Annotated in this window: 11 protein-coding genes; 7 read left to right on the top strand and 4 right to left on the bottom strand. The window is 71.3% G+C overall.

The window, feature by feature from the left end; all coding sequences use genetic code 11:
- Positions 1-29 precede the first annotated feature (29 nt).
- From AAC979_RS18705 to AAC979_RS18720, 4 genes are all read left to right on the top strand, one after another.
- Positions 30-1,232, top strand: a complete 1,203-nt coding sequence (locus AAC979_RS18705) for an efflux RND transporter periplasmic adaptor subunit (protein ID WP_371348391.1) — start codon at positions 30-32, stop codon at positions 1,230-1,232.
- Between the two features lie 4 nt (positions 1,233-1,236).
- Entirely contained in the window at positions 1,237-3,234 is a 1,998-nt protein-coding gene (locus AAC979_RS18710; protein WP_371348392.1) for a MacB family efflux pump subunit, read from the top strand.
- A 189-nt stretch (positions 3,235-3,423) separates the two neighbouring features.
- Positions 3,424-4,689, top strand: a complete 1,266-nt coding sequence (purD, locus tag AAC979_RS18715) for a phosphoribosylamine--glycine ligase (protein ID WP_371348393.1) — start codon at positions 3,424-3,426, stop codon at positions 4,687-4,689.
- 148 nt (positions 4,690-4,837) lie between these two features.
- Positions 4,838-5,824: a patatin-like phospholipase family protein gene (locus tag AAC979_RS18720; RefSeq protein WP_371348394.1), complete on the top strand. Its 987-nt coding sequence runs from the start codon at positions 4,838-4,840 to the stop codon at positions 5,822-5,824.
- Positions 5,825-5,827: 3 nt separating this feature from the next.
- Here the strand turns inward: AAC979_RS18720 and AAC979_RS18725 are convergent, their stop codons facing one another.
- Positions 5,828-6,259, bottom strand: coding sequence for a nucleoside deaminase (locus AAC979_RS18725; RefSeq protein WP_371349097.1), 432 nt, complete (start codon positions 6,257-6,259; stop codon positions 5,828-5,830).
- 129 nt (positions 6,260-6,388) lie between these two features.
- Between AAC979_RS18725 and AAC979_RS18730 the strand changes: the two genes are divergently transcribed.
- Positions 6,389-8,485: a pseudouridine synthase gene (locus AAC979_RS18730; RefSeq protein ID WP_371348395.1), complete on the top strand. Its 2,097-nt coding sequence runs from the start codon at positions 6,389-6,391 to the stop codon at positions 8,483-8,485.
- Between the two features lie 11 nt (positions 8,486-8,496).
- Positions 8,497-9,054, top strand: coding sequence for a 16S rRNA (guanine(966)-N(2))-methyltransferase RsmD (gene rsmD, locus AAC979_RS18735; protein WP_371348396.1), 558 nt, complete (start codon positions 8,497-8,499; stop codon positions 9,052-9,054).
- A gap of 16 nt (positions 9,055-9,070) precedes the next feature.
- Here the strand turns inward: rsmD and AAC979_RS18740 are convergent, their stop codons facing one another.
- Positions 9,071-9,886: an alpha/beta hydrolase gene (locus AAC979_RS18740; RefSeq protein ID WP_371348397.1), complete on the bottom strand. Its 816-nt coding sequence runs from the start codon at positions 9,884-9,886 to the stop codon at positions 9,071-9,073.
- Between the two features lie 325 nt (positions 9,887-10,211).
- Between AAC979_RS18740 and infC the strand changes: the two genes are divergently transcribed.
- On the top strand, positions 10,212-10,736 hold the full coding sequence (gene infC / locus AAC979_RS18745) for a translation initiation factor IF-3 (protein WP_371348398.1): 525 nt from the start codon (positions 10,212-10,214) through the stop codon (positions 10,734-10,736).
- A 96-nt stretch (positions 10,737-10,832) separates the two neighbouring features.
- Here infC and AAC979_RS18750 read toward each other — a convergent pair whose 3' ends face one another.
- Together AAC979_RS18750 and accD are read right to left on the bottom strand one after the other, a co-directional pair.
- The gene (locus AAC979_RS18750; RefSeq protein WP_371348399.1) at positions 10,833-12,182 is read right to left on the bottom strand and encodes a folylpolyglutamate synthase/dihydrofolate synthase family protein; all 1,350 of its coding nucleotides are present in this window, start codon (positions 12,180-12,182) and stop codon (positions 10,833-10,835) included.
- A gap of 7 nt (positions 12,183-12,189) precedes the next feature.
- On the bottom strand, positions 12,190-13,152 hold the full coding sequence (accD, locus tag AAC979_RS18755; RefSeq protein ID WP_371348400.1) for an acetyl-CoA carboxylase, carboxyltransferase subunit beta: 963 nt from the start codon (positions 13,150-13,152) through the stop codon (positions 12,190-12,192).
- Positions 13,153-13,237 lie beyond the last annotated feature (85 nt).

Here is a 13,237-nt window from a genome sequence, read left to right on the forward strand (position 1 = left end):
CCTTGAGGTGCCGAGGAGGGCCGGGCGCGATGCTGCAGAAGGCGGAAACAGGCTGGACGGGAGAGAGGACGACGCGCCGCCGGCGCCGTCGCCGCTGGCCGTGGCTGCTCGCCGCCCTGCTGCTCGCCGGCGCTGGCTATGCCGCCTATACCCGCATCGAGACCCCGGAGGCGGCGCCCGCCTTCCAGACGGCGGTGGTCGCGCTCGGCGATATCGAAACCAGCGTCAACGCCATCGCCAAGATGCAGCCCAAGACCTATGTCGATGTGGGCACGCAGGTTTCCGGCCAGTTGCGCACGATCCATCCCGATGTCGGCGACCTCGTGAAGAAGGGCGATCTTCTGGCCGAGATCGACCCCACGGTCTACCAGACCCGCGTCGCCGCCGACCGCGCCAGCCTCGACAATCTGCGCGCGCAACTGGCGCAGGCGCAGGCGCAGCTCACCCTCGACCGGCTGCGCGATGAGCGCGCCCAGCAATTGCTCAAGAACCAGTCCGGCAGCAAGGACGCGGCCGACGCCGCCGCAGCGACCGCGCGGATCAGCGAAGCCAAGATCGACGCGCTGAAGGCGCAGATCGCCCAGATGCAGGCGACGCTCGACGGCGACCTCGCCAATCTCGGCTACACCAAGATCTACGCGCCGATGGACGGCACCGTCGTTTCCATCACCGCCCGCGAGGGCGGCACGCTGAACGCCAACCAGTCCGCGCCCATCGTGCTGCGCATCGCCGACCTGCAGACCATGACGGTGACGGCGCAGGTGGCGGAGGGCGACATTCCCCGCATCAGCGTCGGCACGCCGGCCTCGTTCTCCACGCTCGGCCTGCCGGACCGGCGCTGGCGCGGCACGGTGCGGCAGATCGAGCCGACGCCGACCATCGTCAACGACGTGGTGCTGTACAATGTGCTGATCGACGTGCCGAATGACGATCTGATGCTGATGACCGACATGACGGCGCAGGTGTTCTTCCGCCTCGGCGAAGCGAAGGGCGTGAAGCTGGTGCCGACCCCGGCGGTCCGCACCGCCCGCGACGGCAGCCAGAGCGTGCGCGTGCTCACCCCTGAGGGGCCGCAGGAACGCGCGGTGAAGACCGGCCTGTCCAACCGCAGCCAGACCGAGATCACCGAGGGACTGGAGCCGGGCGAAACGGTGATAACCGGCACCAACGCGCCGCCGGCGGCCGCGCGGCCCGGCGGCGGGCGGCCCCCCATGCCGCCGCGCCTGGGCTGAGCCGATGAGCACCAGCGCCATCCGCAGCGCGCCCGGCGCCGTACCCGCGCGGCCGGCGCCACTGGCGCCGCCGATCATCGAGCTGGTGGAGGTGAGCCGCATCTACCCCAATGGCGAGAGCGTGGTGCGGGCGCTCGACAAGGTGTCGCTGGCGATCGAGCCCGGCGAGTTCGTCGCCATCATGGGGCAGTCCGGTTCCGGCAAATCGACGCTGATGAACATTGTCGGCTGCCTCGACCGGCCCTCCTCTGGCCTCTACCGGGTCAATGGCGTCGATGTGGAGGATCTCGGCCCGGACGAGCTGGCGGAGCTGCGCTGCTCCACCTTCGGCTTCGTGTTCCAGCGCTACAATCTGCTGCCCAGCCTGACGGCGGCGGAGAATGTCGCCATTCCCGCCATCTATGCCGGGACGGGGCGCGAGGCGCGCGAGGAGCGGGCGCATGCGCTGCTCGCCCGGCTCGGCCTTGGCGCGCGCAGCGAGCACCGGCCGAGCCAGCTTTCCGGCGGCCAGCAGCAGCGCGTCTCCATCGCCCGCGCGCTGATGAACGCCGCGCCGGTGATCCTCGCCGACGAGCCGACCGGCGCGCTTGATTCGCGCTCCGGCGAGGAGGTGCTGGCGCTGCTCGGCGAACTCAACGCCGAGGGTCACACGGTGATCCTCATCACCCACGATTCCGATGTCGCCGCCCATGCCCGGCGCGTGGTGCGGTTTCAGGACGGGCGCATCGTCTCCGACGAGCGGCGGGAGGAAGAGCCTTCCCGCACCCCGCTACCTGGCACAGGTCCGGCGCGGCGCGGCGGGCTGGCCCGCTTCGTGCCGGACCTCGCGGAAGCGGTGCGCATGGCGATTGCCTCGATGACGGCGAACCTGTTCCGCACCGCGCTGACCCTGCTCGGCATCGTCATCGGCGTCGCCTCGGTCATCACCATGCTGGCGGTGGGCGATGGCGGCAAGCAGAGCGTGCTGGACCGCATCTCGCAGATCGGCACCAATCTGCTCATCGTCCGCCCCGGCGCGCCGGGCATCCGCACCGCCGGCGACAACGCCACGCTGCTGCCGGAGGATGCCGAGGCGCTGAAAGCCATTCCCGGCATCGACGCCATCGCCCCGGACCGTTCCGGCCGCTACACGCTGCGCTATGGCTCGCTCGACTATTTCACCACCGTCACCGGTACCACGCCGGACTATCTCGCCGCCCGTGACTGGACGCTCAGCCGGGGGGTGATGTTCACGCCTGCCGATGTGCGCGCCTATGCGCCCGTGGTGGTGCTGGGGGAGACGGTGGCGCGCAACCTGTTCGGCGCCGACGATCCGCTCGGGCGCTATATACTGGTGAAGAACGTGCCCTATGAGGTGATCGGCGTGCTCGCCCCGCGCGGCGCCAATGCCTTTGGCCAGGACCAGGACGACGTGGCGCTGGTGCCGCTCTCCACCGGCTTCGTGCGGGTGTTCGGCCGGCAATTCCTCAATTCGATCACGCTGAAAGTTGGTGCGGCGGAGGAGATTCCCCACATCGAGGCGGCGATCACCCGCATCCTCGCCGACCGCCACCAGGCCGAGGATTTCCAGGTGCGCAACACCGCGCAGTTCCTGGAAACGGCGATGGAGACGCAGAACACGCTGACCCTCGTGCTCGGCTGCGTCGCCGCCATCTCGCTGCTGGTGGCCGGCATCGGGGTGATGAACATCATGCTGGTCAGCGTGACCGAGCGCACCCGCGAGATCGGTATCCGCATGGCCACCGGGGCGCGCATGAGCAACATCATGCTGCAGTTCAACACCGAGGCGCTGGTGGTGTGCTCGGTCGGCGGGGCGGTGGGTGTCGGGCTCGGCCTCGCCGCCGCGCTCGGGGTGGAGTGGATGGGCGCCACCATCGTGCTTTCGCTGATGCCGCCGCTGCTCGCCTTCGGCTGCGCTTTCCTCACCGGCCTCGTTTTCGGCTATCTCCCCGCGCGCAAGGCTGCCGGGCTCGATCCGGTGGTGGCGCTGGCCTATGAGTGAAGGCCCCCGGCCGTCATCCCGGACGGCCGAAGGCCGCGCCGGAATCGCGCGCCTTGCATGTGGACGATCCCGGCTCTTCGGCTTCGCCTCCGGCCGGGATGACAGATGCGGGGCGCGTCCATAACCCTTGCCCCTCGCCGCCCGAACGTTTAGGCGAAACGCCATGTCGGGGCGCTGGAGGTTTGCCGCATGAACGTTCTTCTGCTCGGCTCGGGGGGCCGCGAGCATGCCCTTGCCTGGAAGCTGGCGCAGAGCCCGCTCATGGGCGCCTTCTTCGCGCTGCCCGGCAATCCCGGCATCGCCCAGTTCGCCACCTGTTTTGACAGCGTGCCGCTGGAGGACCACGACGCCATCGTCACCCTGTGCCTTGCCGAAAAGATCGACCTCGTGCTCGTCGGCCCCGAGGCGCCGCTGGTGGACGGCATCGCCGACCGGTTGACAGCCGAGGGCATCGCCGTGTTCGGCCCGCGCCGGGTGGCGGCGCAGCTCGAAGGTTCCAAGCTGTTCACCAAGGAATTGTGCAAGGCGCACGCCATCCCCACCGCCGCCTTCGGCCGCTTTACCGAGGTGGAGGGCGCCCGCGCCTTCGTCCAGCACCATGGCGCGCCGATCGTGCTCAAGGCCGACGGGCTGATGGCCGGCAAGGGCGTGATCGTGGCGATGACGCTGGAAGAGGCGCTCGCCGGCATTGACGAGGTGTTCGCCATGGGCGGCATCGGCACGGAAATTCTGATCGAGGAATTTCTGGAGGGCGAAGAGGTCTCGTTCTTCTGCCTGGTCGATGGCGAGACCGTGCTGCCCTTCGGTTCGGCGCAGGACCACAAGCGCGCCTTTGACGGCGATGAGGGCCCCAATACCGGCGGCATGGGCGCCTATTCGCCCGCGCCGGTCTTCACCGCCGAAATGGAGCGGCGCACGCTGCACGAGATCGTCAAGCCCACCGCGCGGGCGCTGGCGGATGCGGCGAGCCCCTATCGCGGTGTGCTGTTTGCCGGGCTGATGATCACCCGCGAGGGGCCGAAGCTGATCGAATATAATGTCCGCTTCGGCGACCCGGAATGCCAGGTGTTGATGATGCGGATGGAGGGCGACCTGCTGCCGCTGCTCGCCGCCGTGGCGACCGGGCGGCTGGAGGACCAGCCGGTGGCGCTGAAGCCCGACGCGGCGATTTCCGTCGTCATGGCGACGAAGGGCTATCCCGGCGCCTATGGCAAGGGCTCGCGCATTGGCGGGCTGGAGGCGGCCGAGACCATTCCCGGCGTCAAGGTGTTCCATGCCGGCACGCGCCGGGCGGGCGAGGATATCGTCGCCAATGGCGGGCGGGTGCTGAATGTCACCGCCGTCGGCGCCAATGTCGCGGAAGCGCGCGAGCGGGCCTATGACGCCGTCGCCCGCATCGACTGGCCGGAAGGCTTCTGCCGCCACGACATCGCCTGGCGGGCGCTGGCCGGCTGAGCGCGGCCTGCGCGTTCTTTTGCGCCCGGCGCTCTGGCAGCGCGGGGCGCCGATGCCCATTTTCACAAAAAATGCCGCGCCCGCGTGGCATAGTGGGCGCGCCGTGCGGGGGAGCCGCCTCCCCGGCACCGGCAGATGGACGACACCGATGGACGATTCCACGCAGGGCCGGCGTCGGCGGGCGCCGGCGGGCGAGCCCGCCCCGGAGGCTCTGGCGCCGCCCCCCAGCCCCCGGGCCGGAGCGGCGCCGCAAAAGGGACACGCGGTGCTCTCCTCGGCCGGGACGCCCGCTTCCGACGCGCCCGGCCCCGGCGGGCCGACGCTCGGCGTCGCGCTCGGTTCGGGCGGGGCGCGCGGGCTCTCGCATATTCTCGTTCTCGAAGCGCTGGACGATCTCGGCCTGCGCCCTGCCGCCATGGCGGGCGCCTCCATCGGCGCGCTATTCGCCAGCGTCTATGCCGCCGGCATGCCGGCGCGCGACATCCGCCATCTCGTCACCCTCACGCTGAAGAATCGCGGCGAGGTGATGCGGCGGCTTCTGGCGGCGCGGGTGGGGCGGATCACCGATCTGTTCGGCGCCGGGCTGGGCAATCCCGTGCTGATCGACGCCGAGCGCTTCATCGCTGGCTTCCTGCCCCGGCTGGTGCCGGAGACCTTCGAGGAACTCTCCATACCACTGCGGGTGGTGGCGACGGATTACTGGGAGCGCTGCGAGCGCACCTTCACGCAGGGGCCGATCCGCCCGGCGCTGGCGGCCTCGCTCGCCATTCCCGGCCTCCTCCGCCCGGTGCAGCATGATGGCCACACGCTGGTGGATGGGGGGGCGGTGAACCCGCTGCCCTTCGACCTTTTGCGCACCCGCGCCGATGTGGTGATCGCGGTCGACATTACCGGCGGCCACGGCGCCGAGACGCGCGGCGTGCCCGCCCCGTTCGAGGCGATGTTCGCCACGCTGCAGATCATGGCCTCGTCGATTGTCGGCGAGAAGTTGAAATCCGGCGCGCCGGACATCCTCATCCGCCCGGATGTGCATGATTTCCGCGTGCTCGACTTCTTCCGCGCCGCCGCCATCCTCAAGGCCGCCGAGCCGGTGAAGGACGAGGTGAAGCGCCGGCTGGAGGCGGTGCTGGGCTAGATCTTACTCTCGCCGCCCGGCGAAGAAGTCGCGCAGCAGGGCGGCGCCGTCGCGCTCGCGCAGGCCGCCATAGACCTCCGGCCGATGATGGCAGGTCGGCTGGGCGAAGAAGCGCACGCCGCTTTCCACCGCCCCGCCCTTGGGATCGGCGGCGCCGTAATAGACCCGCCGCAGCCGGGCGAAGGAAATCGCCGCCGCGCACATGGTGCAGGGCTCCAGCGTGACGTAGAGATCGCAGTCGCCGAGCCGGTCATTGCCGAGCCGGGCGCCGGCGGCGCGCAGCACCAGGATTTCCGCATGGGCGGTGGGGTCGCACAGTTCGCGCGTGCGGTTGCCGTCGGCGGCCAGCACCTCGCCGGCGCGCACCAGCACCGCCCCGACCGGCACCTCGCCCCGGGCGGCGGCGCGCGCCGCCTCATCGAGGGCAAGCTGCATGAAATCGCGGCGTCCTGTGCCGCCGTCTGCGGCGTCGCGACGCGCGCTGGTCACGGTCCTCATCGTCTAAAGCTCGCTTCGTCTCGCAGGACATGCTAGCACCCGCCGCCCGGAGACCGGATCATCCCCATGCCGAAAAACACGCCGCCCCGCAAGGAACACAACCGCGTCCCCCGTCCCGCCCGTGCGGCGGCGCCGGAGGAGGCCGGCGCGCGCGAGGCCGAGCGCATCGCCAAGGTGGTGGCCCGCGCCGGGCTGGGTTCGCGCCGCGAGATCGAGGAATGGATCCTCGCCGGGCGCGTGGCGGTGAATGGCGAGGTGCTGGAAAGCCCCGCCCGCACGGTGACGCCCGAGGACCAAATTACCGTCGATGGCGCGCCGCTGCCGGCGAGGGAGCGCACAAGGCTGTTCCTCTACCACAAGCCCAAGGGCGTGGTGACGACCAATTTCGACCCGGAAGGGCGCCCGACCCTGTTCGAGATCCTTCCCTCCGGCCTGCCGCGCCTCGTTTCCGTCGGCCGGCTCGACCTCAACACCGAGGGGCTGATCCTGCTCACCAATGATGGCGGGCTCTCGCGGGTGCTGGAACTGCCGGAAACCGGCTGGCTGCGCCGCTACCGCGTGCGCGCCAAGGGCGATATCACCCAGGACAAGCTCGACGCGCTCATCGCCGGCGTCACCGTCGACGGGGTGCAGTATGGCCCGATCGAGGCGGTCCTCGACCGCGTGCAGGGCGCCAATGTGTGGCTCACCCTCGCGCTGCGCGAAGGCAAGAATCGCGAGGTGCGCAATGTGCTCGGCTCGCTCGGCCTGGACGTGAACCGGCTGATCCGGCTCTCCTACGGCCCGTTCCAGCTCGGCGAGCTGCCGCAGGGCGAGGTGGAAGAGGTGCGCACCCGCGTGCTGGCCGACCAGCTCGGCGACGCGCTGGCCAAGCAGGCCGGGGCGGATTTCGAGGGACCGCTGTTCAACCACGCCGAGGACGACGCGCCCAAGCGTCCGGCGAAGCCCGGCAAGGCGCGCTACGCCAAGCCGGAAGGCGCGGAGGACCGCCATCGCCGCCTGCCCATCGACACCGAGCCGGGCGAGGGCAAGAGCGTGACGGCCGGTGTCGTCGCCGACCGCAAGGGCCGCAAGGTGCTGGTGCAGCGCGTCCGCTCCACCGAACCCGTGCCCGAGCCCGCCCCGGCCCGCGCCCGCCGCGATGAGGAGCGCGCCAAGGTGCGCACCGGCACGCGCCCCGGCGCCGCTGCCGGCGAGCGCGGCGGCGAGCGCACCTTCCGCAAGCGCCCCGAGCGTGGCGGGGAGGCGGAAGGCGCCCCCGAGCGCGAGGAGCGTCCCTTCCGCGAGCGTCCCGCCCGCGCCGGCGCCAAGAGCCGCGACCGCAAGGTCGGCGGCCCGCGTCCCGCCCGTCCGCGTGTCGAGCGCGAGGGCGAGGCGGGCGAGCGCCCGGAGCGCCCGTTCCGCAGCCGCGACGAGGGCGGCGACCGCGCCCCCCGTGGCGAGCGTCCCGCGCGCCCCTTCCGCGAGCGCGGCGAGCGCCCGCAGCGCAGCGAGGGTTCGCAGCGGGGCGAGCGTCCCTTCCGCGGCGCTGGCAGCGACCGGCCCTATAGCGGCCGGGTGAAGTCCGAGCAGACGCGGAGCTTCCGCCCGCGCCCCGAAGGTGATGAGCGCCCCGCCCGCCGCGAGCGTCCTGAGGGCGAGCGCCCGTTCCGCGAGCGCGCCCCGCGTGCGGAGGGCGAGCGCCCGGCCCGTTCGTTCCGGCCGCGTCCGGAAGGGCAGGAGCGCCCCGCCCGCCGCGAGCGGCCCGAGGGGGACCGTCCGTTCCGCGAGCGCGCGCCGCGCCCGGAAGGCGCGCGCCCGTTCCGCAGCCGCGACGACCGGCCCGCGCGCGACGACCGTCCGCCCCGTGAGGACCGCGCGCCGCGTGGCGATCGTCCGGCCCGATCCTTCGGCGACCGGCCGGCGGGCGGCGCGGGCAAGAGCTACGGCGCCAAGAATTTCGCCGACCGGCCGGAAGGGCGTTCGGGTGGCGGCAAGCCCTTCGCGGGCAAGCCGTCCGGCAAGCCCGGCGGCCGTCCGGCGGGGGGCAAATCCTTCGGCGGCAAACCTTCGGGTGGCCGCCCCACCGGCGGCAAGCCGTCCGGCGGCCGTCCCACGGGGGGCAAACCTTCGGGTGGCAAACCCTCCGGCGGCGGTCGCCCGCCCCGGTCGCCCCGTAGCTGACGGGCGCGCGGATGCGCATCGTCGGCGGGCGCTTCAAGGGGCGTGCGCTGCGCGGCCCCACTTCCAACGCCACGCGGCCGACCTCCGACCGGCTGCGCGAGGCGCTGTTCAACGTGCTCGCCCATGCCTATGGCGATGCCGCCGACGGCGCCCGCGTGCTCGACCTGTTCGCCGGCACCGGCGCGCTGGGGCTGGAAGCGCTCTCGCGCGGTGCGGCCTTCGCCGTCTTCGTCGACGAGGCGCCGGAACCGCGCGGCCTGATCCGCGCCAATGTCGAGACGCTGGGCGTTGGCGGCATCACCCGCATCTTCCGCCGCGACGCGACCAAGCTGGGCGAGGCGCTGGTCAGCGATGCGTTCGACCTTGTGTTCTGCGATCCTCCCTATGGGCGCGGGCTGGCGGAAAAGGCGCTGGCGAGCGCCCTTTCCGGAAAATGGCTGGCGCCGGGCGCGCTCGTCGTGGTGGAGGAATCGGTCGAGGCCGCCTTCAGCGCCCCGGAAGGCTTCGAGGAGGTCGAGCGTCGGCGCTACGACACGTCCGAGATCGTGTTCCTGCGCGCGCCGGGCTGACCGGCGCGCGTCGCCTTCACCCCACCTCCTGCACCGCGGCGAGAATCCGCTCGATGTCCTCGGGGCGCGAGAGGCGGTGATCGCCATCCTTGATCAGGCTCAGCACCACATCGTCCTCGGCGAGGCAGGTGACGAGGCGCAGCGCGTGCTGCCACGGCACATCAGGGTCGGCCACGCCCTGCAGGATGCGCACGGGGCAGCCGACCGCGAAGGGGGCGCCGAGCACCAGATTCTGCCGCCCGTCCTCGATCAGCGCGCGGGTGATGACCTGGCCGGGGCCATATTGCGAGGGCCGCACCCAGCGCCCGTCATGCAGCAGCGCGGCGCGGACATCCTCCGGCATCGCCTTCCACATCAGCTCTTCGGTGAAATCCGGCGCCGGGGCGATCAGCACCAGCGCGGCGAGGCGGGCGCTCTCGCCCCGCGCCGCCAGCGCCCGGGCGAGCAGCAGCGCGATCCAGCCGCCCATGGAGGAGCCGACGACGATCTGCGGCCCCTCGGTGAGGCGGTCGAACACGGCGAAGGCGTCCTCGGCCCAGCGCGAGATGGTGCCGTCCTCGAAAGCGCCGCCCGATTCGCCATGGCCGGAATAGTCGAAGCGCACCACGCGCCGGCCCTGCGCCGCGCCCCATTCGGCCAACGCCTCCGCCTTGGTGCCCCGCATGTCGGAGAGGAAGCCGCCGCACCAGACGATGCCGGGATGTTCCGCCGTCGAGCGGCCCGGCGTGACGCGCACCGCGATGGCGCGCGAATCCGCGCCGACGCTGAGGAAGGACGGCGCATCGACCCCGGCGGGGGCGTGCGGGGCGTGGGACGGGACGGGCTCGCTCATACTCATTCCTCCGGTCGGGACGCGGGGCGTGGCGGCGAGGCTCGCGGGCCGCGAAACCTTGCGATTCGCGCCGCGCACGCCATCTTGGCTTACAGCCACACCGCCTGCGGGAACAGCGCGGGGGCAGGGATCGCGTCAAGGCCGTGCGTCGGCATGTGTTATTACAGGCGATCCGTGCTTTCACGCCGTTGACTTCTGTCGGGTTTGTCACGATCTTCTGCGACCGTTTTACGCGCGCGGAAATCAGCCGGCCGGCGACCCTTCGGAGCGCGGTGAAAACGCAATTTTCTGAAATGGCAGAGGAGAAGACGCCATTCGCCGCCCCATGAGACCCGTCGCGCCGGAAAAGGACGGTCCGCGCGTCAACGAAGATATCCGCATCCGCGAAGTTCAGCTCATCGACCAGGACGGGCAGAATCGCGGCGTCGTGCTGACGCGCGACGCGATCGCGATGGCGCAGGACGCCGGCCTCGATCTCGTCGAGATCGCGCCGAACTCCGCCCCGCCCGTCTGCAAGATTCTCGACTATGGCCGGTTCAAATATCAGAACCAGAAGAAGGCCAATGAGGCGCGCAAGAAGCAGCACGTCGTCGAGATCAAGGAAATCAAGCTGCGGCCCGGCATCGACACCCATGACTATGAGGTGAAGATGAAGTCCATCCACCGCTTCTTCGAGGAAGGCGACAAGGTGAAGATCACCCTGCGCTTCCGCGGGCGCGAGATGGCGCACCAGGAGCTCGGCTACAAGCTGCTCAACAAGGTCAAGGAAGAGCTGGCGACCATCGCCAAGGTCGAGGCCGAGCCCTCGCTCGAAGGCCGCCAGATGATCATGGTGCTGGCCCCGCGCTGAGCGCGGCGGCCGCGCCTTGTCCGACCTCATCCCGGAACGGCCGAAAGGCCGGGTCCGGGATCGGCGCGTCCGGGGGGGCGTCTTCCTCGACGCCGCCTAATCCGGCAACGCGCCGTTCTCGCCCAGCACCGCGCCGGCGAGATAGAGCGAGCCGGCGATCAGCACACGCGGCGCCGCCCCCACCGGAAAAGCGGCGAGCCCTTCCAGCGCGGCGGCGACGCTCGGCGCGGTGGAGGCGTCGAGCCCCTGCGCCCGCGCCGTCTGCGCCAGAGCCTCCGGCGCCGCGCCCTTGTGCTCGCCCGGCACCGGCACCGCGATCAGTTCGCGGGCAAGGCCGGCGAAGGGCGCCAGAAACGCCTCCGCATCCTTGTTGCCCAGCATGCCGACGATCAGCACCAGCGGTCGCGACACCCGGTCTTCGAGATCGGCCAGCGCGGCGGCGAGCGCCTGTCCGCCAGCGGCGTTGTGGCCGCCGTCGAGCCAGAGGTCGACGCCTTCCGGCGCGCGGGCGGTGAGCGGGCCGGGGCCCAGCCGCTGCAGCCGTGCCGGCCATTGCGCGCTGCGCATGCCGTCCTCGAAGGCGGAGGGCGGCAGGCCGAGATTGGCGACGCGCAGCGCCTCCACCGCGAGGCCGGCATTGACGATCTGGTGCGGGCCGACCAGGCGCGGGCGCGGCAGGTCGAGCAGGCCCGCCTCGTCGGCGACGACCAGCCGGCCGCCTTCCTCATGTGCCTGGTAGTGCTCGCCCATCACCGAGAGCGGCACGCCGAGGCGCGCCGCCTGCCGCTCGATGGTCCGCAGCGCCTCGCGCGGCTGGTGGCCGAGCACGGCGGGCACGCCGCGCTTGAGAATGCCGGCCTTCTCGCCGGCGATCTCCGCCACGGTCTCGCCGAGGAAATCGACATGGTCGATCGAGACCGGGGTGATGACGCTGACCAGCGGCCGCTCGATCACATTGGTGGCGTCGAGCCGGCCACCGAGGCCGACTTCCAGCAGCAATATGTCGGCGGGGGTTTCCGAGAACAGCAACAGCGCCGCCGCCGTGGTGATCTCGAAGAAGGTGATGGGCTCGCCGCCATTGGCCACTTCCGCCCGCGCCAGCGCCGCGGTGAGGCGGGCATCGTCCACCAGCGTGCCGGCGAGGCGGATGCGCTCGTTGAAGCGCACCAGATGCGGCGAGGTATAGACATGCACGCGCTGGCCGGCGGCTTCCAGTATCGCCCGCATGAAGGCGACGGTGGAGCCCTTGCCATTGGTGCCGGCGACATGAATGACCGGCGGCAGCCGGCGCTCGGGATGGCCGAGCCGCTCCAGCAGCCGCCACATCCGGTCGAGCGACAGGTCGATCAGCTTCGGGTGCAGCGCCAGCAGGCGGTCGAAAATGGCGTCGACCGGCGCCCGCGCGCCCTCCTGAGGCGCGGGACCGGCGGCAGGAAGCGCGCTCATCGGGGCCTCAGGCGCTGGCGGGCGCGGGGTTGGCGGGGGCGGGAGCCGGCAGGGCCGGGGCCTCGGCCGACTTGTCCTCGGCGGGCGGGGGCGCCGGCGCCTTGGCGGGTTCCGCCGCGGCGGCGGGCGCGCGCATCAGCAGGCGGCAGAGCCGCGCCAGCGTCGCGCGCATGGCGTGACGGTGCACCACGAGGTCGATCATGCCGTGGTCGCGCAGATATTCGGCGCGCTGGAACCCCTCGGGCAGCTTCTCGCGGATGGTCTGCTCGATGACGCGCGGGCCGGCGAAGCCGATCAGCGCGCCCGGCTCGGCGATCTGGATGTCGCCCAGCATGGCGTAGGAGGCGGTGACGCCGCCCGTGGTCGGGTTGGTCAGCACCACGATATAGGGCAGCTTCGCCTCGCGCAGTTCCTGGATGGCGCAGGTGGTGCGCGGCATCTGCATCAGCGAGAGGATGCCTTCCTGCATGCGCGCGCCGCCGGAGGAGGCGAACATGATGAAGGGTGTGCCGCGCGAGGCGGCGGTTTCCAGCCCGGTGACGATGGCCTCGCCCGCCGCCATGCCGAGCGAACCGCCCATGAAGCCGAAATCCTGCACCGCCACGGTGACCGGCAGGCCTTCCAGCTTGCCATAGCCGACCTTCACCGCGTCCTGCGCGCCGGTCTTGGTGCGGGCGTCCTTCAAGCGATCGACATAGCGCTTCTCGTCGCGGAACTTCAGCGGGTCGACCGCCACCGCCGGCAGGGCGATGTCGTACCATTTGCCGCCGTCGAACACCGAGCGCAGCCGCGCCGTCGGGTCCATGCGCATGTGATAGCCGGAGCCGGGGACGACATGGAGATTGGCCTCCAGGTCCTTGTGGAACACCATCTGCCCGGTCTCCGGGCACTTCACCCAGAGATTTTCCGGCACTTCCCGACGGTTCAGGAAGGAGCTCAGCTTGGGGACGACGTTCGAGATCCAGTTCAACGGTCGGGCTCCGGACGGGTGACGCGGCGGCCGCGACGGGGTGTCCCCGCCGCCGGCCGCCCTTCATCTAATGCCGCACAACGGC

The sequence above is a fragment of the Ancylobacter sp. IITR112 genome (genome assembly GCF_041415945.1).
In the GTDB taxonomy this organism is placed as follows: Bacteria; Pseudomonadota; Alphaproteobacteria; order Rhizobiales; family Xanthobacteraceae; genus Ancylobacter.

Bases quoted from the DNA above. Each gene is read 5' to 3' on its own strand.
- AAC979_RS18705 (WP_371348391.1), top strand. From the start codon at position 30: ATGCTGCAGAAGGCGGAAACAGGCTGGACGGGAGAGAGGACGACGCGC.
- AAC979_RS18710 (WP_371348392.1), top strand. From the start codon at position 1,237: ATGAGCACCAGCGCCATCCGCAGCGCGCCCGGCGCCGTACCCGCGCGG.
- purD (WP_371348393.1), top strand. From the start codon at position 3,424: ATGAACGTTCTTCTGCTCGGCTCGGGGGGCCGCGAGCATGCCCTTGCC.
- AAC979_RS18720 (WP_371348394.1), top strand. From the start codon at position 4,838: ATGGACGATTCCACGCAGGGCCGGCGTCGGCGGGCGCCGGCGGGCGAG.
- AAC979_RS18725 (WP_371349097.1), bottom strand. From the start codon at position 6,259: ATGCAGCTTGCCCTCGATGAGGCGGCGCGCGCCGCCGCCCGGGGCGAG.
- AAC979_RS18730 (WP_371348395.1), top strand. From the start codon at position 6,389: ATGCCGAAAAACACGCCGCCCCGCAAGGAACACAACCGCGTCCCCCGT.
- rsmD (WP_371348396.1), top strand. From the start codon at position 8,497: ATGCGCATCGTCGGCGGGCGCTTCAAGGGGCGTGCGCTGCGCGGCCCC.
- AAC979_RS18740 (WP_371348397.1), bottom strand. From the start codon at position 9,886: ATGAGCGAGCCCGTCCCGTCCCACGCCCCGCACGCCCCCGCCGGGGTC.
- infC (WP_371348398.1), top strand. From the start codon at position 10,212: ATGAGACCCGTCGCGCCGGAAAAGGACGGTCCGCGCGTCAACGAAGAT.
- AAC979_RS18750 (WP_371348399.1), bottom strand. From the start codon at position 12,182: ATGAGCGCGCTTCCTGCCGCCGGTCCCGCGCCTCAGGAGGGCGCGCGG.